11 protein-coding genes and 1 pseudogene are annotated in these 19,061 nt (G+C 69.5%); 3 read left to right on the plus strand and 9 right to left on the minus strand.

Annotation, left to right across the window (positions count from 1 at the left end; translation table 11 throughout):
* Positions 1-250: 250 nt before the first annotated feature.
* A pseudogene (locus ABD893_RS01340) lies at positions 251-1,963 on the minus strand (DUF222 domain-containing protein); the annotation flags it as partial.
* On the opposite strand from ABD893_RS01340, the gene ABD893_RS01345 reads away from it, so the two are divergent.
* Complete coding sequence (locus tag ABD893_RS01345) at positions 1,929-2,477, plus strand: glutathione peroxidase (protein WP_345075708.1); 549 nt, start codon at positions 1,929-1,931, stop codon at positions 2,475-2,477. The pseudogene ABD893_RS01340 and the gene ABD893_RS01345 overlap by 35 nt on opposite strands.
* Before the next feature lie 46 nt (positions 2,478-2,523).
* On the opposite strand, the gene ABD893_RS01350 is transcribed toward ABD893_RS01345, so the two are convergent.
* From ABD893_RS01350 to ABD893_RS01365, 4 genes are all read right to left on the minus strand, one after another.
* Positions 2,524-4,404: a serine hydrolase domain-containing protein gene (locus tag ABD893_RS01350; protein WP_345075710.1), complete on the minus strand. Its 1,881-nt coding sequence runs from the start codon at positions 4,402-4,404 to the stop codon at positions 2,524-2,526.
* A gap of 128 nt (positions 4,405-4,532) precedes the next feature.
* A complete protein-coding gene (locus ABD893_RS01355) occupies positions 4,533-6,680 on the minus strand; it encodes a dipeptidyl-peptidase 5 (RefSeq protein WP_345075712.1) in 2,148 nt (715 codons plus the stop codon).
* 69 nt (positions 6,681-6,749) lie between these two features.
* Complete coding sequence (locus ABD893_RS01360; protein ID WP_345075714.1) at positions 6,750-7,658, minus strand: PhzF family phenazine biosynthesis protein; 909 nt, start codon at positions 7,656-7,658, stop codon at positions 6,750-6,752.
* A gap of 97 nt (positions 7,659-7,755) precedes the next feature.
* Positions 7,756-9,213 (minus strand): MFS transporter, encoded by a 1,458-nt coding sequence (locus tag ABD893_RS01365; RefSeq protein WP_345075716.1) that lies wholly within the window; start codon positions 9,211-9,213, stop codon positions 7,756-7,758.
* 685 nt (positions 9,214-9,898) lie between these two features.
* On the opposite strand from ABD893_RS01365, the gene ABD893_RS01370 reads away from it, so the two are divergent.
* Positions 9,899-11,332, plus strand: a complete 1,434-nt coding sequence (locus ABD893_RS01370; RefSeq protein WP_345075717.1) for a sodium:proton antiporter — start codon at positions 9,899-9,901, stop codon at positions 11,330-11,332.
* Positions 11,333-11,392: 60 nt separating this feature from the next.
* Positions 11,393-12,715, plus strand: coding sequence for a Na+/H+ antiporter NhaA (gene nhaA, locus ABD893_RS01375; protein WP_345075719.1), 1,323 nt, complete (start codon positions 11,393-11,395; stop codon positions 12,713-12,715).
* Between the two features lie 211 nt (positions 12,716-12,926).
* On the opposite strand, the gene ABD893_RS01380 is transcribed toward nhaA, so the two are convergent.
* From ABD893_RS01380 to ABD893_RS01395, 4 genes are all read right to left on the minus strand, one after another.
* Positions 12,927-15,014, minus strand: coding sequence for a PhoX family protein (locus ABD893_RS01380; protein WP_345075720.1), 2,088 nt, complete (start codon positions 15,012-15,014; stop codon positions 12,927-12,929).
* Between the two features lie 217 nt (positions 15,015-15,231).
* Positions 15,232-15,645, minus strand: a complete 414-nt coding sequence (locus ABD893_RS01385) for a universal stress protein (protein WP_345075721.1) — start codon at positions 15,643-15,645, stop codon at positions 15,232-15,234.
* Positions 15,646-15,699: 54 nt separating this feature from the next.
* Positions 15,700-17,160 carry an APC family permease gene (locus ABD893_RS01390; RefSeq protein WP_345075722.1) on the minus strand — a complete coding sequence of 487 codons (1,461 nt, stop codon included), beginning with the start codon at positions 17,158-17,160 and terminating at the stop codon, positions 15,700-15,702.
* Positions 17,161-17,333: 173 nt separating this feature from the next.
* Complete coding sequence (locus tag ABD893_RS01395) at positions 17,334-18,926, minus strand: LssY C-terminal domain-containing protein (protein WP_345075723.1); 1,593 nt, start codon at positions 18,924-18,926, stop codon at positions 17,334-17,336.
* Positions 18,927-19,061 lie beyond the last annotated feature (135 nt).

Raw genomic sequence — 19,061 nt, forward strand, 5'->3', positions numbered from 1 at the left:
TGGCAGTTTCCGGTGTGCCAGATTTCGGCGTGCCAGTCTCTGGAGGGCCAGTCTCTGGAGGGCCGGATTCGGAAGGGCCAGATTCCGGCTCGATGGACGGGGCCTCCTCCTCGTCAGGTCGACGTTCGAAGATCAGTGGGGTCGGGGTGGTCACTCGGCTCACGCCTGAGTGACCGGTCCAGGTCACGGCGTGTCCCGGCACGTCCGGATCCTCGGTGCGCTCGACGCTCGCGGCGCTCTTCTCCTTCTTGTTGCAGTGCGCGCAGGTGTCCTGGCCGTTGTCGAGGCTGGTGGGACCGCCGCGGGAGACGGGCACGATGTGGTCGCTCTGACGGATCGCCGCATTGCAGAAGGGTCCGCGACAGCTGGTGTCACGCCAGGTCAGGAAACGTTTCATCGCTGGCGGGAAGGCGCGCGCGGTCGAGTCCATGGCGACCAGCTCGCCGGTGGTCGGATGGGTGTAGAGCCGGCGGATCTCGGCGCGGACGGCCGGACCGTCGTCGCCGTACGGGTCAACGGCCGGGTCCTCGGGCTCGGTGGTCGCGGCCCGCAGCTGCTCTCGGACGGCTTCTGCGGGGACGGGGCCGTAGCCCTCGAGGTGAGCGGTGTCGCCGGAGTCGGGACGGAACATGGCGCGGTCGGTGATGATCAGACCGATGTCCAGGACTCCCGGCTCGATGGCGCCGCCGTCTCGGCCGAGCAGGGTGTCGGCGAAGGCATCGGCCATGGCGGCGCCGTGACCCTCTCGCGCTCCGGCGGCGCGGCGGCGTTCGGCCTCGAGCGAGAACCGCTTGTGGATCCTGGCGGCGTCAACCGCCGAGAGCCGCGCAGACAAGGAGGCCATGCCGTTCTGGCCCGGGGTCATCGTGACGTGCCGTTCCTTCAACGCCCGGCGGTGGCGGAGCGTGGCTCCCACGGGGTCGAGCTCGCCCGCGATGGTCGCCACCGCGTCCTGCCAGCGCCGGGTGCCTGCGCCGTCGAACTCGGAGAGCCGCTGCCCGAGCCGGTGGTCCACCTCCCGCGCGACCTCCGGGGGAAGGCCCGCGGCGGATCCCGCGACGGCATAGGCGGCATCACTGCTGATCTTGCCGGTCCGGAGCGCGTCCAGCATCTGCGGCAGGATGGCGAGGAGGCGCTGCGCCGAGGCGAGCGTGCGGCCGGCCATGTGCGGGGAGCGACGGGTGATCTGGGAGAGGTCATCCTTGGTGGTGTAGTCCGCCGCCTCGTCGACAGCGTTGCGTGAGGGCTCCGCACCGTTCTCGTGCGCGGCCTGGTCCCTGGCCTCTGCGTACCGATCACGGCGGGTGATGTCCCGTAGTGCGACCACGGAGCGCGCTTCGAGCACGTCCATCGCTCCGACGCAGGCCTGCAGATTGCCCAGCAGGTTCGTGAAGTCTCGGCGGGCCCTGCCTGCGAGCTCGAAGGCGTCCCCGGGATCGCCTGCGATCTCCTGCAGGAGATGGGCCAGATCCCCCAACGCCTCCGCGAGCGCTGCCGGTCCCGCCTGCCGCAGCCCGTCGAGGAACGCCTGAGGGGAGTGTTCTCCCTCAGGGCCCGAGGTGCCCGACGAATTGGTCATGTCCCCATCGTTCCTGCAGGCGGGAGGCCCGGAAAGGATGACTGCGGGAATGTGGATGGCAGGGCGCTGTGGAGGAACGGTCAGCGCCAGAGGGCGCTCGCGCGGGGGCGCAGGCGACGAACACGCGGGCCGGAATGGGGCCCGCGCGGGTCTGCACGCAGGTCTTCTGCAGGTCCGCCGCGGAGCGGGACCGCACGCGGCTCTGCGCCAGGACCTGCACGTGGGCCTGCACCAGGGCCCGCACATGGGCCGGGAATGGAGCCGACGGGGAGGCCAGCGAACGCGCGGTCGCCCCGCGCCGCCTGACCCATTCAGCGCACGCCCCGCTCCAGGGCCGACAATAGGAGACATGACGACCCTCGCCGACTTCACCGCCACCACCATCTCCGGCCAGGACCAGCAGCTCGCGGACCACCTGGGCTCCGTGGTGCTGGTGGTCAACACCGCCAGCAAGTGCGGGCTCACCCCGCAGTACGCCGGCCTGCAGGCCCTCCACGAGCGTTTCGGCGAGCAGGGCCTGACCGTGCTCGGCTTCCCCTGCGACCAGTTCATGAATCAGGAGCCCGGCACCGAGGAGGAGATCTCCGAGTTCTGCCAGGTGAACTACGGCGTCAGCTTCCCGATGTTCGCCAAGGTCGACGTCAACGGCGAGGGTGCGCACCCGCTGTACACGTGGCTCACGGGTGCCCACGAGGACGCTGCAGACAGTGACATCGAAGCGAGCGACGCCGCGGGAGACGGCATCACGGCCGCCGCCATCGACGCCGGCGACATCGAGTGGAACTTCGCGAAGTTCCTGCTCGGCCGCGACGGCACGGTGCTGCGCCGCTACGCTCCCGCGGTGGAGCCGGCAGACATCGCCGACGACATCGAGGCAGCCCTCTCCGCCCAGGCCTGACCCCGGCCCTGCGTCGGCCAGCGCCTGAACCGCCGGCAGACCGCGGTCAGCTCCCGAGCGCCCACCCGTCGGCGACCACCTGCTCCCGGTCGCCCGGGCGATCGGTGTCCAGCAGGTCCTTCCCGCCCTGGACCACCCGTATCCTTCCCACCCAGGCTCCGAGCCCGCGGGTGGAGCCGTCGGTGTCCAGGCGCAGCCGGATCTGGGCCTCGCCGGAGAGCGGCTCGCCGCCCGCGCCCGTGAGCGCGAAGGTGCCGTCCCAGCCCGCCCGTCGACCCCATCCGGTGATCTGACCGTCGGGCACCTCGACTGGTTCCTCATGCTTCGCATCGAGCAGGCCGTGGAGCGGCAGCCAGGCCTCTCCCTGGTCGGTCGAGGCCTCGAGGGTGAGGATGTCGTAAGCAGTCTCGAGGTGGGCGAAAAGCTCCACGCGCAGCTCCGGCGAGCGTTCCGCATGCTCCCCTGCGGGATCCCTCGTGGGGTCCGCCGCACGCTCCGCGGCGAGCTGCACCGCGAGGCTGAGAGTGGCGGTGGTCGCGTCCGCAGAGCCGGCGTGCCAGCCGCCCGCGACCTCCTTCGGCACCAGCGCGAGAGCGCGGGCGACGCAGGTGGAGACCTCCCGGCGGGTGACCGAGGTGGTGGACCACTCACGGGTGGGGTGCACCGAGTTCGTCAGCAGGATGACGATCGTGTCGGTGAGCGGGTCGATCACCAGCGAGGTGCCCGTGAATCCGGTGTGAGTGCCGCTGTACGGGCTGGTCAAGCCCGCGTGGTAGAACCAGGCCTCGAGCTCCGGGCCGAGCCCTCGACGCGCCCCGCCCACTCCGGTGACGTCGGCGATCCGGTCGGTGTACATCTCCTGCACCGTCGCGGCCTCGAGGATCCTGGCCTCGCCGTAACGCCCGCCGCCGAGGAACATCTGCCCGAACACGGCGAGGTCACGGGCGGTGGAGAACACCCCGGCATGCCCGGCCACGCCGCCGAGCGAATAGGCGTTCTCGTCGTGGACATGGCCGTGCACCAGATAGCCGTAGTAGTCCACATACTCCGTCGCGGCGATCCTGCCCTTCAGCTCCGCGGGCGGGTTGTACATCGTCTCGCTCATCCCCAGCGGCTGGGTGATGTGCTCGCGCACGTACTCGTCGAGGCCCTGCCCGGAGAGCTTCTCGATGATCAGGCCGAGGGTGATCAGCCCCAGGTCCGAGTACACATATCTGGTGCCGGGCGGGTCGTTCGGGACGACGGTCAGCACGGCGTCCAGTCGCGAGGGGACATCCGGGAAGGCGGAGTAGAGGTTGATGAAGGCCGGGAGTCCGCCGACGTGGGTGAGCAGATGCTGGACGGTGACCTCACCCTTCCCGTTCTCGACGAAGCGCGGCAGGTGGTCGGCGACCAGGTCGTCCAGACCCAGGAGCCCCTGCTCCACGTGCTGCATCACGGCGGTGGCGGTGAAGATCTTCGAGATCGAGGCGAGATCGTAGATCGTGTCGGTGCGCGCCGGGATCCGCTGCACTTCGGGCAGCTCGGTGGAGGCGTCCTGCCAGCGCAGCGCATATCCGTCGGCGTGCTCGTAGGCGATGCCCGCCTGCGAGGCGACCAGCAGGGATGCTCCCGAGAAGCGGGGCGGGTCGTTGTCGAGCCCGGCGCGGATGATGCCCGGCAGCTGCTCGAGCACCTCGCCGTCGAGCCCCACGGCGTTCGGCCGCGCCTCCCGCAGCGTCTCCCCAGAACCGCGCCGATCCCAGGGATGGCGGTGAGGCTTCCCCTGGCTCCAGCTCGGGGCGGAGCGCGCTGAGTCCATGGTGGGGTGCTCCTTGTGCGGGGCGGGGTCTCCCTGGGCATGCGCGGCGGCGGGGAGGCCGACGGCGCCTGCGGCGGCGAGCGCGGTCGCGGTCAGTCCGGTCCGACGGGTGATCCGGGGGTCCATGAGGCTCCTTTGCGTCACGACGCGTCTGGACCGCTCCCGTCGACGGGAGGGCCCGCACGCCGCCTGTCAACCTAGCGACGGGGCGGGCAGGGGGCAACCGTCACGGCCGCCCGCCGGCCCGCCCGGGCTCAGTCCCGCTGCAGTTCGAGCACCGGCACGCAGGCGGGGCTGAAGCCGAGCACCTGCCCGTAGAACGACAGCGACGCCTCGGTGGCCCGGATGATCGTCTCCGCCTTCCGGAACCCGTGCTGCTCCCCCGCGAACAGCAGATACGCGTGCGGGATGCCCTTGGCCGCGAGCGCATCGCGGAACAGCTCGGACTGGCTGGGCGGCACGATCCGATCCTCCTCGCCCTGGAGCAGCAGGACCGGCACCTCGAGCTCGTCGACGTGGTTCAGCGGCGCCCGCTCGACATAGAGATCGCGTCGCTCGGGATAGGGGCCGACGAGCCCGTCGATGTACCGGGACTCGAAGTCATGGGTGTCCTGGCGGAACTTCTCGAGCTCGGCGACGCCGAAGCTGGAGACCCCCGCGGCGAAGGCATCGGTGCGGGTGAGGCAGGCGAGCGTGGTCCAGCCGCCTGCGCTGCCGCCCTCGATCGCGAGCCGCGCCCCGTCGGCGATCCCTTCCTTGACCAGGTGCTCCATCACGGCGACCGTGTCCTGCACGTCGACCACACCCCACTGTCCGCGCAGCCGGTCGCGGTACTCGCGGCCGTAGCCGGTGGAGCCGCCGTAGTTGACGACCACCACGCCGAGGCCGCGGGAGGTGTAATAGGCGATCGGCAGCGAGAGCACCGGCGGGACGTGGGCGGTGGGCCCGCCGTGGACCTGCGCGATGAACGGCGCCAGCTCCCCCTCCCGGCCGGCGAAGCCCTGCTGCCGGGGACGGTGCACGATCGCGTGGACCACGCCGCCGCCCGGCCGCGGCACCTCGATGCTCTCCGCCTGCGGCAGCACGTCGGGGTCCGGGGCGTCGCTGCGCGAGGAGCGAAGCACGGACGTCGGCGACAGGGTGGGTGCCGACGGGGCGGCGGCCGACGGGGCCGGCGCAGCACCGTCGCCCAGGTCCAGGTGCGCGAGGTGGATCGCCGCGAACTGGGTCGGGGAGGCGCCCGCGAGTACCAGCAGGCCGTCGGCCCGCAGCTCGGCGGCGGAGATCTGGGTGAGCGGCACCTCGAGCGGGCTCAGCTCTCCGGTGCTGAGCCGCAGCACAGACAGTGCGGTCGCCGCCCGGCCGTGCTGCACCAGGGCGCGGTCGGCGTCGAGCACCTGGTACCAGGTGCTGCCGAGCCCCCACATGGCGCTCGCGAACTCCTGGTCCAGTTCGAGCACCTGGCGCGAGCCGCCGTCGGCCGACCACACCCAGGGGTTCCACCAGCCGGTGGCATCGGAGACGAACATCAGGCGCTGGTCATCGAGCCACTCGGGCTGCAGGACGGACGTCTCGGTGCCGCCGGCGATGATCGTGCCTTCGCCGACGCTGCCGTTGATCAGGGAGGCGAGGTGCAGCTCGGTGCCGTCCCACGGCATCTGCGGGTGCTCCCAGCTGAGCCATGCCACCTGGTCGCCGCGCGGGCTGAGCCGGGCATGGGCGACGAAGCGGGAGGAGGGGGTGACGCGGCGCAGCGCCGCACGGTCCTCGGCTGCGGAACCGTCCAGCGGCACCGCGGCGAAGTACCGCTCGATGTGCGGGGCGCCGTCCTCCCCCAGGCGCGGTCCGGCCTCGCCGCCGGTGTGGTCCTCGCAGATCCACCAGACCTCGAGCGTGCCGTCCGGGAGGGTGACCGGCGTGGGGTCGGCCCAGCGCAGGGAGGGTCCCTGGGCGGTCTCGACCTCGGGGCCGACGGGGGTGAGCGGCCGGGGCTGCTCACCTTCCCGCAGCGCGTAGACGCGCTGGTCCTCGAAGTTCACGAACACCACCAGCGGAGACCGGCCGGTCGCCTCGTCTGCGCTCGCGGGCACCACGGTCCAGCTCGCACCGCCGTATTCGTGGACGCGCGAGCGGGCGTTGAAAGGGGCGGGCAGCACCGTGATCGGCTCTGCCGGGCGGTGCTCCGCGTCGTCGTCGACCGCGGTGCCGTCCCAGGGCTGCGGAATCTGGACCGGTCCGGAGGTGCGGACGATCGCCTGCCGGCCGCCTTCGGTGGAGATCCCCTCCGTCCACCAGACCGCGTCGTCGACCAGGCGCGGGGCGCCCAATCGGGTGCCGCCGGTCGCGAGGAGCTCGGCGGTGATGGGCGAGGGCCAGGAGCCGTAGGGCAGGGTGGTCACCATGGAGCCAGGGTAGAGGTCATGGCGCGATGCCGGGTGCGGTTCCAGTCTGCGTTCACACCAGTCCGGCGCTCACACCAGGATCGTGCCCTGGATGGTGGGCAGCGTCGCGCCACCGATCCAGAGCGTGCCCGACGGCTCGGCAGTGATCTCGACCAGCCCTGCTCGGCCGAGCACCGCGCCCTGAGTCGCCGACCAGCGCGGGGGCATGGGATGGCGGGTGAGCATCCATTGCGCGATCCCGGCGTGGAGGCTGCCGGTGACCGGGTCCTCCACCCCGCCCGTGGTGAAGGCGCGGACCTCGTACCGAGGTTCGCTGACGGGCTCCCGCCCGTTCCCAGAGCTCGGCCCCTCCGCTCCCGGATGCGCGCCGAGCACCCCCACCTTGAGACCGTCGAGCCGGCCACGGTCCGGTGCCAGAGCGAGCACCCGTGCGGCGGAGCCCAGTTCGATCACGCGCCACCCCGGCCCGTTGTCGACCCAGGCATGGCCGAGCACATCTGCCCGCTCCAGCCCGAGCGCCTCTGCGATGCGCCGGACCTCGTCCTCATCGAGCGGGCCGCTGCGCAGAAGCGGCGGGGCGGCGAAAGCGAGGCGCTCACCGTCCCGTCGCACCTCGATCAGTCCCGCCGCGCACTCCTGCACGATCCGCTCCCCCGCAGGCACTCCGCCCGCATCGAGCCACGCCCGCGCAGTACCCAGCATGGGATGGCCGGCGAAGGGCAGTTCACCGGTCGGGGTGAAGATCCGTACCCGGTAGTCGGCGCCGGGATCGGTGGGCGACAGCAGGAAGGTGGTCTCGGAGAGATTCGTCCACCGGGCCACCCGCTGCATGTCCTCTGCGCTCAGTCCATCGGCCTCGAGCACGACCGCCAGCGGGTTCCCGCGCTGAGGACGGTCGGCGAAGACATCGAGCTGGGCGAAAGGGCGGCGGCGCGGGGTGGCGGCGGGCACCGAGGCCGGGGGCGCGGAGGTGGGCATGGGAACCATCCTGCCTGCCGGACCGGGTGTCATGCGCCGGAGATCGCGCTCGGTCACCACGTCGGACCTGACGAAGGCCCCTCCGCGCGGCGGTACGTCACCGCCCGGCGGCGTCGAGGGCCTCGTCCTCGGCGCGCATCGCCTCGATGCCGTAATCCTCCGGCTCGGACTCGGGGATCCCCGTGCCGTGCAGGGACGCACCCGCCGTCTCCTTGAGGAAGAGCAGGGCGACCATGCCGACCACGCAGCCCAGCATCACGTACACCGCCGGGAACTCGAGGAATCCGGTGGACTCCACGACCGCCTCGTTCAGCGGTGCGGCAGTGCCGCCGAAGATCGAGGTGATCACGTTGTAGGTGACGGCGAAGCCTGCGAAGCGCACATGCGCCGGGAACATCGCCGGGAAGGTCGCGGAGATCGTGGACAGCTGCGGGATGTACAGCAGGCCCAGCACCGCGAAGCCGACGATCGCGAGGCCGAACCCCTGTCCCATCAGCATGTACATCGGCAGGGCCATGACGAACAGGCCCACCATCGAGAACCACCACAGCTTCTTGCGGCCGATCCGATCCGACAGCGACCCGCAGAACGGGATCACCGCCATCATCGCGATCTCGCCCACCAGGATCACCATCAGGGATTCGTTCGAGGTGAGGTGGATCTTGGTCTCGAGGTAGCCGGGCATGTAGGTCAGCAGCGTGTAGTTCGCGATATTCAGCGGGACCACCAGTCCTGACATCACCAGGATCGGCTTCCAGTACTTCACGATCAGCGCACGCAGGCCACCGGTCGCGCTCTCCACGGCCTCGTCAGAATCCTCGAGGTCCTGGAAGACCGGGGTCTCGTCGAGCCGGGACCGCAGGTACAGGCCGATGCCGCCGAGCGGGGCGGCGACGAAGAACGGGATCCGCCAGCCCCAGTCGGCCATCGCAGCCTCCCCGATGGACAGCTGCAGGAGCAGCACCACCATGGTGCCGAGCGCGAACCCGCCGAGGGTGCCGAACTCGAGGAAGCTGCCGTAGAGCCCACGGCGCTTGTCCGGAGCGTACTCGGCCATGAACGTCGCCGCACCGCCGTACTCGCCGCCGGTCGAGAAGCCCTGCACCAGGCGCAGCACCGCCAGCAGGATCGGGGCCAGGATGCCCACCTGCTCGTACGTCGGCAGCACACCGATGAGGAAGGTCGCGGCGCTCATCAGGATGATCGTCAGCGCGAGCACGTGCTTGCGGCCCATACGGTCGCCGAGCGGGCCCCAGATGAAGCCACCGAAGGGGCGGGCGATGAAGGAGATCGCGAGGAAGGCGTAGGTCCAGAACAGACCCTCGGTGCCCTCGGGGAAGAAGTGGGTCGCGATGTAGGTGGCGACCACGGCGTACGCGCCGTAGTCGTACCACTCGGTGGCGTTGCCCAGTGCGGAGGCCGCGACGGCCTCGCGGATCGTCCGCCGCGGCGGGAGGTCCTCGAAGGCCGTGCCCTGGGCATCGGCCGATGAGGATGCAGGCCCAGTGGGATCGGGGCTGGTGGGATCTGGGGAAGCAGTGGTGGAAGTCGTCACCGACGGTTCGTCCGTTCTTCGCGCACGTGCCGCAGCACGCTGTGGCGGCGCTCCCCGAAGGCGCAGGTACGGCGCCCGACGACCGGGAAGCGGCCGATGACAGGTGGTCACCGGACGGCCGAGGGGCGCCGCCTCCCAGCCATCCGGCTCGGTGCGCACCCCGTCGACAAACGCGTCCACGCTATGCAGATCCGGTGTCCGTGGCCAGCCGGGGGAACCTCACAGACCGAGCATCAGCACTGCTCAGAGCCAGAGAGACTGCTCGGCGAACCACCCTTGTTACCGGGTGGTCATCTTCACAGCTCCCGCACCCTGCCCACTCTGAGGGCGCTCTACCGTTCCGAGGACACTCAAAACCCTCGCGAGCCCTTCGCCCCACCGCTCCAGGGGGCCGAAGGGCCCGCCCCTGGGGCGGGCGAGCCCCTCCGCACGGCTCTATCGCGGACAATTCAGCTTGTCTCCGGCAGTGCCGTGAGACACTGGCCGCGGAGAGCCGGGAAGTCTGGTCGGCACGGGCGCTTGATGCGCCCGTACCCGTGTCAGCGATGCCGTGAAGGGACCAGCGTGGCTCTCCAGTACCCCGCTCCGCGTGCCGGTGTGCGGTTCGGCCTCTCCTCCTCGCGGCCCCGGTGCCAGAGCGCGACTGATCCTCACCGGCCTGGCCCCGAAGGTGACGTGATCCGCGATGAGCTTCCCCGTGTGGACCCTGATCCCGTTCGTCCTGATGCTGCTCGGGATCGCGGTCTTCCCGCTGGTCCCCCAGCTCGCCCACATCTGGGAGAAGCCCCGCAACCAGCTGATCTACGCACTGGCCCTCGGCATCCCCGTCGGGATCGGCCTGCTGCTGGTCTCCCACCCCGAGCTGGTCGCGCATGCGCTGATCGAGTACGGGCAGTTCATCGTGCTGCTGCTGGCGCTGTTCACGGTCTCGGGAGGCATTGTCCTGCGTGGCGACCTGGCCGCGACACCACGGACGAACGTCACCTTCCTCGCCATCGGCGGGCTGCTGGCCAGCTTCATCGGCACCACCGGCGCGGCGATGCTGCTGATCAGACCGATCCTGGCCACCAACTCGCAGCGCCGCTTTCGCGCGCACACCGTGGTGTTCACGATCTTCATCGTCGCCAACTGCGGCGGCCTGCTCACCCCGCTCGGCGACCCGCCGCTGTTCCTGGGCATGCTCCGCGGAGTGCCCTTCACCTGGACCTTCTCCCTGTTCCCGGAATGGCTGTTCGTCAACGCCCTGCTGCTGCTGTCCTACTGGGCACTGGATCGTCGCTTCCACGCCCGCGAGAAGCCCGAAGCGCTCGCGATGGACACCGCGAACCGCAAGCCCCTGAGCCTCGCCGGCGCCACGAACCTCATCTGGTTCGCGGTGATCATCTTCGCGGTGGCACTGGTCCCCTCGCTGGACATCGATGCCGTCGCCCATGGCGAGATCGAGGGCCTGAACTGGGTGCCCTGGCGCGAATTGGTGATGCTCGCAGCCGCCGCAGGCTCTTTCTTCCTCGGCTCGAAGAAGCTCCGCTTCGAGGAGAACGAGTTCAGCTGGGCACCGATCCAGGAGGTCGGTGCGATCTTCGTCGGCATCTTCCTGACCATGGTCCCGGCGTTGCAGGTGCTGCGCGCCGCCGCACCGCACCTCCCGCTCAACGAGATCACGCTGTTCCTGTTCACCGGCGGGCTCTCCTCCGTGCTGGACAACGCCCCCACCTACGTGACCTTCTTCGAGATGGCCACCCAGCTGCCCGGCGAGCCTCGGGTCGCGAATGTGCCGGAGGCGCTGCTGGTCTCCATCTCGCTGGGCGCCGTGTTCTGCGGGGCGATGACCTACATCGGCAACGGCCCGAACTTCATGGTGAAGTCCGTGGCGGACGACGCCGGCGTGAAGACGCCGAGCTTCCTGGGCTACGTCCGCGCTGCCTTCATGTATCTGGCCCCCGTGCTGCTGGCCATGATGCTGCTGTTCATCGCCGACCCCTGGTGGGCGAAGGCGCTCGGGGCCGTCACCGTGGTGCTGATCCTGCTGCGTGTGCTGCGGCATGCCACTGCTCCGCCGCCCCAGGTGCTGGGTCGTGGCGACCGCCGTGACCCCTCGGAGGCCCCCGCCCAGGACTGACCCTGAGTGCGGAAGCCCGAAACAGCGAAGCCGTCCGCACCACACCCGCAGGAGCAGTCCATGACCCCACCGTCCGCCACCGTCCTCGAACGAGGCACCTACCGCACGCGCCTGCCCGCCGAGGAGTGGGTCACTCGGGCTATCCCCGGTGGTGCGCTGCTGCTGGTTGCGACGGTGCTCGCGCTGCTGCTGTCCAACACCGCGGCGTCGGATCTGTACTTTTCCGTGCGTGACACCCATGTCGGGTTCGCCGTCGGTCCACTCGATCTGGACCTCTCGATCGGGCATTGGGCGTCCGACGGGCTGCTGGCGGTCTTCTTCTTCCTCGCCGGGCTCGAGCTCAAGCAGGAGTTCGTGGTCGGCGACCTGCGCTCCCCCTCCAAGGCGCTGGTCCCGATCGCCGCGGCCTTCGGCGGCGTCGCCATCCCCGCGATCCTCTACGCCGTCATCAACCTCGCCGGCCCCGAGGGTTCAGGCAGCGGCTGGGCGATCCCGGCGGCCACCGACATCGCCTTCGCGGTCGCGATCCTCGCGCTGCTGGGATCGAGCCTGCCGCCCGCGCTGCGCACCTTCCTGCTGACCCTCGCGATCGTGGATGACCTGATCGCGATCACCATCATCGCGATCTTCTACACCGCCGACCTGCGTCTATGGCTGCTCGTCCTCGCACTGCTGCCGATGGCCGCCTTCTGGTGGCTGACCAACAAGCGCGAGGCCTGGTTCAAGCAGCACTACTGGACCGCGTGGGTGCTGCTGCTGCCGCTCGCGCTGCTGACCTGGGCGCTGTTCCTGAACTCCGGCGTCCACGCCACCATCGCCGGCGTGGTGCTCGCCTTCCTCATCCCCACCCGCGGGATCTCGAAGTACGGGAAGCAGCACTCGCTCTCCCACACCCTCGAACACCGTCTGCGCCCGTTCTCGAGCGCCATCGCCGTGCCGGTGTTCGCCTTCTTCAGCGCCGGCGTTGCCGTGGGCGGGATGACCGGGCTGCTGGATGCCTGGCAGTCCACCGTCGCCCTCGGCATCGTCGCCGGCCTCGTGCTCGGGAAGATCATCGGCATCGTCGGAACCTCCTTCCTGATCACCACATTCACCAGCGCACGCCTCGACACCTCGCTGAAGTGGGTCGACATGATCGGCATGTCAGCAGTGGCCGGCATCGGCTTCACCGTCTCGCTGCTGGTCTCCGAGCTCAGCTTCCAGCCCGGCTCGGATCTGTACGACTGGGCGAAGGTGGGCGTGCTGACCGCCTCGGTGCTCGCTGCCGTCGTCGCCGCCGCGATTCTCATCCCCCGCAACCGCATGTACGCGAAGCAGCTGCGGGAATCCGGCGCCGAGCCCGACGGCTATGACCGCGGCGCCAACTGGGGTGCCGACGGCTGAGTCGCCGCCGACTGAGGTGCCGCCGACTGAAGGACCGCTGAGGGCGCCTGCCGGGCCACTGGCAGGTTCAGAGCCACCAGAAGAATGACGCTGGTGAGGGTTGAACGGCTGTGGAGCGTTCAACCCTCACCAGCGACCGAGTTCCGGTGGCGGCGCAGAGCTGGGCGGGGCCTAGCGGCGGCGGAGCTGGAGCTGGAGCTGGAGCTGGAGCTCAGCCTCGCTGCGGCAGGACCTGGATGACTGACGGCTTCGGACCCATGCCGTCATAGTCCGGGAAGTAGGAGAGCTGGGACCCCCAGGTGCCGTCCTCGCCCGGGTGCTGCACGGAGACGAACGCCGTGCGGTCCTGGTCGTGGATGATCGGGCCGCAGGTCTCGCCGTCACGGGGGACGGAGAGGAACTGCTCGACGCGGCCGCGCGCTTCGCCGTCCAGGGTCACCCGGAACAGACCGTCGCCGTAGCCGATGCCCGAGGGGGCGCCGTCGGTGGAGATCCAGAGGTTCCCCACCGAGTCGAAGGCCAGGTTGTCGGGGCAGGAGATCGGCGAGACCTTCTCCACCGGGAATTCGGAGAAGTAGGTGGTGTCGCCCTGCGCCGGGTCGCCGCAGACCATCAGCAGGTTCCACGCGAAGCCGGTCGAGGTCTGGTCGCCCTGCTCGTCGATCTCGACGATGTGACCGTCGCGGTTCTCGGAGCGGGGGTTCGCCTCGTCGGCCGGGGCCTTCCCGGCAGTGCCGCGGCCGGAGTTGTTGGTGCAGGCCACGTATACACGACGCGAGTGTGCGGAGGGCTCGACGTCCTCGCAGCGGTCCATCTTCGTGGGCCCCACGGCGTCAGCTGCGAGACGGGTGTTGACCAGGACCTCCTCGACGGTGAAGCCGGGAACCGCCGACTCGCCGCCGACGACCAGCGGCAGCCACTCGCCGGTGCCGTCGAAGGCGCCGTCGGCCGGAACCTCGCCGGAGCCGTCGATCTCGGCGGCCGGGGAGTTGCCGGCGAACTTCGCGACGAACAGGTCGCCGTTCTCCAGCAGCGTCAGGTTGTGCGCCCGATCGCCCTCGACGTAGGTGTCGCGGGAGACGAACTTGTAGAGGTAGTCGAAGACCTCGTCATCCCCGGAGTAGGCCACCGCGCGGCCGTCCTCGGCGAGGATCACGTTCGCGCCCTCGTGCTTGAAGCGGCCCAGCGAGGTGTGCTTGCGCGGAGTGGAGGTGGGATCGAAGGGGTCGACCTCAACGATGTAGCCGAAACGGTTCGGCTCGTTCTCATAGCCCTCGTTGCGCGCATCGAAGCGGTCGTGCTTCGCCTCCCAGCCACGAGCGGTGGCCTTGTCTGCCAGGCCGTAGCGCTTCTCCGCGGCGGAGGTGCCCGGAGTGCGGAAGTAGCCGTGGAAGTTCTCCTCGCCGGAGAGCAGCGTGCCCCAGGGGGTGAGTCCGCCGGCGCAGTTGCCGAGGGTGCCCATCACCGTGGTGCCGGTGGGGTCCTCGACGGTCTTCAGCAGGTTGCCGCCCGAGGCGGGGCCGGTGAGCGCGAACTCGTGGTCCAGCAGGATGCGGCGGTTCAGCTCCGCGCCCTGCACGTACGAATACGCGAAGTTCTTGTTCTTCCGCTCGAGCTCGACGACGGTGAGGCCGTGTGCGGCCATCCCGATCTCGATGCGGTCATCCTCGTCAGTCTCCGGCGGGAGCATGAGGTTCTCGTTCGTGTATTCGTGGTTCACGAACATCACGGCGCGCTTGCCATGGCTGCCCGGGATCTCCTGGATCTCGGTGTAGTCGTTGTTGTAGCCGAACTGCTGCTTCTGCGCCTCGGCGCTCTGCGCGTTCCAGTCGAACTCGGGGGCATCGGCGAACAGCGGATCGCCCCAGCGGATGACAGGCTCCCAGGTGAAGCCCTCGGCCACGGTGAACTCGTCCACGGTGTAGTCGACGGGGGCGATCGCCTCGAAGCGAAGCTTGGTGCCGTTCGGAGCCAGCGCGCCGGACTTGCCCTTGTCGTCGCCGTGTCCCTTCCCCTTGCCGGTGCCGTTGCCGTTGCCCTTGCCGTTGCCGTTGCCGTTGCCGGGATCAGCGAATGCACCCTGAGTGCCGCCCAGCGCGATCGCGAGCGCTGCGGTGGAGCCACCGATCACGGTGCGGCGCGAGAGTGCGGAGGAGGCGATATCGCGGAACGTCAGGTTGTCGCTGTGGTTGCAGGGGCCGACGGCGCACTGGCTGGCGCACTTCAGGGCGCACGTCACGGCAGAGCGCTTGCCGCGCGTTGCGTCCTTCATCAGCAGGGGGAGGTCGATCAGGGCCATGGCGGAGAGTTCCTTCGCTGTTGTCATACCGCTGCGCGAGGAGAAGCAGGGCATGGACGACCGTGCGCCCACAGAATGAGGACCTGTCATCCTCCAGGAAACGAACAGGTGAACTCTTCAATGCGATCGGACGGTGCGACGCGAGAAGCGCGAGGCCCGACCCCCAGGGAGGATCGGGCCTCGTGCAGCGACAGGCGTGTGCAGCGCCAGGTGCGCGTCAGAAACGCGTCGGAGCGACGAATCCTTCGGGCTTGACCAGCACCACCGGCACCGGCGACTCGATGGCGACCCGCTGCGAGGTCGAGCCCAGCAGGATCTTCCCGATCGGGGTGCGCCTGCGGATCCCGAGCACCACCATGATCACGCCGTCGTGCTCGACCGCATCGAGGATGTCGTCCGCCGGATCATCGCGCTTGGGGACGGTGCGCAGCTCGAACTCGAGCCCGGTCTCCGCCAGCCGCTCCTCGAGCGGACGCTGATCGGTGACGCCGCGAGCCTTGCGGGGGTCCGGGGCTCGCTCGGAGGCGAGCACCAGCAGCGAGGCGTCGCGCCGCTTCGCCTCCTGGACGGCGTAGGTGAGCGCGGCTTCGCTGGTGGCGCTGGGGACGTAGGCCAGCAGGATGGTGGTCATGGAATCTCCCTCGGGGTGACGGGGTGGGGCGGGGCTGGCGGAGCGGTGAGCCGGTCAGGGCTTCCCGAGGTCGTCAGGATGGTGGAAGCGGGTGCGCCGGGCCTTCACTGCGCTGTTGTAGAACCAGGTCACGATGTACAGCAGCAGGCCGATCGCGAGCAGACCGCCCGCGATGACGTAGTTCTGCACGGGCTGCGCGAGCGGGGTCACCAGCGCGAAGGAGGTGATCGCGCCGACCACGGGGAGCACCGTGGGGGTGCGGAAGTGCTTCACTCCGACCTTGTCCTTGCGCAGGACCAGCACCGAGATGTTGACCATCCCGAAGACCGCCAGCAGCAGCAGCGCGGTGGTGCCGCCGAGCGCGGAGATCGTCTCCTCGGCGAGCACATAGCGCACCGAGATCACCAGGGCGAAGGCCAGCACGGTGGAGAAGACGATGCCGGCCCAGGGGGTGCGCCGCCCGCGCAGGACGCCCTTGAGGAATCCAGGCAGGACGCCCTGCTTCGACATGCCGTAGAGCAGGCGGGAGGCCATCATCATGTTGATCAGCACGGTGTTGGCGACCGCGAAGATCGAGATGAACGCGAAGATCGTGTCGATCGGGATGTCCGGGGCGCCCACCTTGACCACCTCGAGCAGCGGGGTGGTGGACTCGGTCAGCTGACCGATCGGCACCACCGCGACCGCGAGGATCGAGATCAGCACGTAGATCACACCGGTGATCGACAGGCCGCCGATGAGGGCCCGGGGGAAGTTCTTCACCGGATCCACGGTCTCCTCGGCCATGTTCACCGAGTCCTCGAAGCCGACCATTGAGAAGAACGCCAGGGCGGTCGCGCCGACGACGGCCATCATGAAGCTCTTGTCGCCCTGGGTCTCGAAGAGGATGACGTTGGAGAGATCTGCCTGGCCACGCCCGAGCGCGAAGAAGCCGACCACGATCACGAGCGCGAGGCCGCTCAGCTCGATGAACGTGAGCATCACATTCGCCTTCACCGACTCGGCGACGCCCCGGAGATTGATCAGGGCCACCAGCACCAGGAAGACCAGCGCGATCGTGGTGGCGACTGCCTTGGCCGAACTGCCCAGCGCCTCTTCCAGAGCAAACGCCTTCAGCACGTTCTCCGAGAGGAAGATCGCGCTGGTCGACGCGGAGGTGATCCCCGAGGACAGCACGGCGAAGGTGACCATGAAGGTCAGGAAATGGATCCCGAACGCCTTATGGACATACAGCGCAGCACCCGCGGCCTGCGGGTACTTGGTGACCATCTCGACATAGGACAGCGCCGAGATCATCGCGATGGCGAAGGCGATGAGGATCGGGATCCAGCCGGCGCCGCCGACCTCTCCCGCGACCTTTCCGGTCAACGAATAGACACCGGTGCCGAGGATGTCGCCGACGATGAACAGCAGCAGGAGCTTGGGTGTGATCGCCTTCTTCAGCTCCGGCTCTCCGGCGCCCGACGGATCGGTCTTGCCGACGGCGTCCGGCGCGGCCTCATAGGACTCGCTCATGAGAAATCTCCAGGGATGGGAACAGGACCGCGCAACGCGAACGCACCGTGCCCGCTGGGCGGGACGCAGCCGCAGGAAGTCGCGACGACGGTGCAGGCACTCTACCCCCGGTGACTCGCCTCACAGGCCATTATGTCTCTCCGCGGCCTTGTCTCTCCACGGCGCCGCACAGCTCAGCGCGACAGCTCCGGAGCCTCCTGGACCCCGCCGGGTTTCGCGGAGTCCTCCTCGTCGGTCTCCTGGCTGCGGGAGTCCAGCCGCAGGGTCTGCACCCACTGGCGGGAGGCATCGGAGCTGATCGCCATCACACCGAGGGCAGAGGCTCCCGCTCCCACCAGCAGTGAATGCGCGACGTCGCCGCCCACCGAGGTGGCCAGGGCAAGCCTGCCGAAGGCATCGGTGGTGAACAGTGCCATCAGCGCGATCCGAGCCCAGCGGCTGCGGCGCAGCACCCCGAGCTGCAGCAGCAGCAGCACGACGGCGAACACTGCGGCGGGGATGATCTCCTCCGGGCTGGGCAGCACCAGCGCAGCCTCGGGGAACCGGGTCAGCAGGTCCATCCTGGTCAGCATCGCCACCCCCTGCACGGCGACCAGCAGGGTCTGGAGCAGGGCGAGCACCCCGGTGAAGACCACCGTCGGCGGCGGCAGATGGTGGTCGGCGGCGCGGGCGATGACCTCGTGGAAGTCCTCGACCGTGTCCTGCCACTGGGCGGTCAGCTCGTCGGCGACCTCGACCCGTCGGCCGCCCGAGCTCCCGAGGCGGGCGGCGGCCAGCGCGGTCTGGGTCGCGGCTCGGGTCCGGGACTTCATCACCGAGGTCCCGGTGGGGCGATGGCGCGCCAGCATGATCGCGCTGGCACCATCGGAGCGGGTCGCGGCTCCCTCCACATCGAGCACCGGCAGATCGCCATCGGTCTGGAAGCGATCCCCCTGGCCGTTGCGGTCGTGATACGAGGTGGAGAAGTCCTGGATCACGTCCACCGCGATCTGCGGATCGGCGAAGCGCACGGTGTCGACCAGGTAGTCGCGCTCCACGTCGATGTTCTCGTCGATGCGGTGGGTGATCTGCAGGGTGAAGAAGGAGAAGCCGACGGCGCGGTCGTAGGTGCCCGCGGCGAGCCAGTCCGTGCGATAGCCGCCGGGCAGCACGAAGTCCGGCGGCATCCGCCAGAAGCGCACGTGGTGGCGCTTCTCCGTCGTGCCCCCCACCTCCTGCTGGTAGGTGAAGTCATGGCGCCGACCCATCAGGTACAGGTTCGACACCGGCGCCGCCGGGTAGGAGCGGCGCAGCAGCGTCGAGCGGACCATCGACCAGGACGAAGCCAGGGTCCGCTCCTCGGCGAGCGCCCAGCCGGCCCTCCGCATCGCCACGTGCAGGTCACGCTCCGGCCCGTCGAAGGCGAGGTTGATCGGGTCCGAGAGCATGCCCTCGGTGGTGCGGGTGCGCCCGAAGAAGTAGTCCGGCAGGTAGATCCAGGTCATCAGCTGATGCAGGCGGGGCAGCGTGATGTAGGTCAGCAGGAGCCAGAACCCCAGCAGGTACAGCAGCCGCACCGGCGTCAGGGAGAATCCCTCCACCAGGTACAGCAGGGCCAGCCAGATCGAGACGACGACGCCCGCGGCGATGAACAGGTTGTCCAGCAGGGCGTAGAGCTCCACCCGCCGCCGGCTCGGGGTGTGCCCGCGGGCGTGATCATAGGCAGGCCGCTCCTCGGGCACCGGTCGGTCCAGGGCGACCAGATGGGGCGTGCGCAACGGCGTCACCGCGTCGGCCCCGGACTCCTTGTGCTCATGGGGTCATCGTAGGCGCGGCAGGCGCCCTCCTCTCACTCCTGGCGTCCGGACCGGGTCTCTCACTCTTGGCGTGCGGTCCGGGTCTCTCACTCCTGGCGTGCGGTC

The organism is Brachybacterium paraconglomeratum, assembly GCF_039541415.1.
In the GTDB taxonomy this organism is placed as follows: domain Bacteria; phylum Actinomycetota; class Actinomycetes; order Actinomycetales; family Dermabacteraceae; genus Brachybacterium; species Brachybacterium paraconglomeratum_A.

What these genes read in the sequence shown, in the direction of transcription:
- ABD893_RS01345 (WP_345075708.1), top strand. Translation starts at nt 1,929, where the DNA reads ATGACGACCCTCGCCGACTTCACCGCCACCACCATCTCCGGCCAGGAC.
- ABD893_RS01350 (WP_345075710.1), bottom strand. Translation starts at nt 4,404, where the DNA reads ATGGACCCCCGGATCACCCGTCGGACCGGACTGACCGCGACCGCGCTC.
- ABD893_RS01355 (WP_345075712.1), bottom strand. Translation starts at nt 6,680, where the DNA reads ATGGTGACCACCCTGCCCTACGGCTCCTGGCCCTCGCCCATCACCGCC.
- ABD893_RS01360 (WP_345075714.1), bottom strand. Translation starts at nt 7,658, where the DNA reads ATGCCCACCTCCGCGCCCCCGGCCTCGGTGCCCGCCGCCACCCCGCGC.
- ABD893_RS01370 (WP_345075717.1), top strand. Translation starts at nt 9,899, where the DNA reads ATGAGCTTCCCCGTGTGGACCCTGATCCCGTTCGTCCTGATGCTGCTC.
- nhaA (WP_345075719.1), top strand. Translation starts at nt 11,393, where the DNA reads ATGACCCCACCGTCCGCCACCGTCCTCGAACGAGGCACCTACCGCACG.
- ABD893_RS01380 (WP_345075720.1), bottom strand. Translation starts at nt 15,014, where the DNA reads ATGGCCCTGATCGACCTCCCCCTGCTGATGAAGGACGCAACGCGCGGC.
- ABD893_RS01385 (WP_345075721.1), bottom strand. Translation starts at nt 15,645, where the DNA reads ATGACCACCATCCTGCTGGCCTACGTCCCCAGCGCCACCAGCGAAGCC.
- ABD893_RS01390 (WP_345075722.1), bottom strand. Translation starts at nt 17,160, where the DNA reads ATGAGCGAGTCCTATGAGGCCGCGCCGGACGCCGTCGGCAAGACCGAT.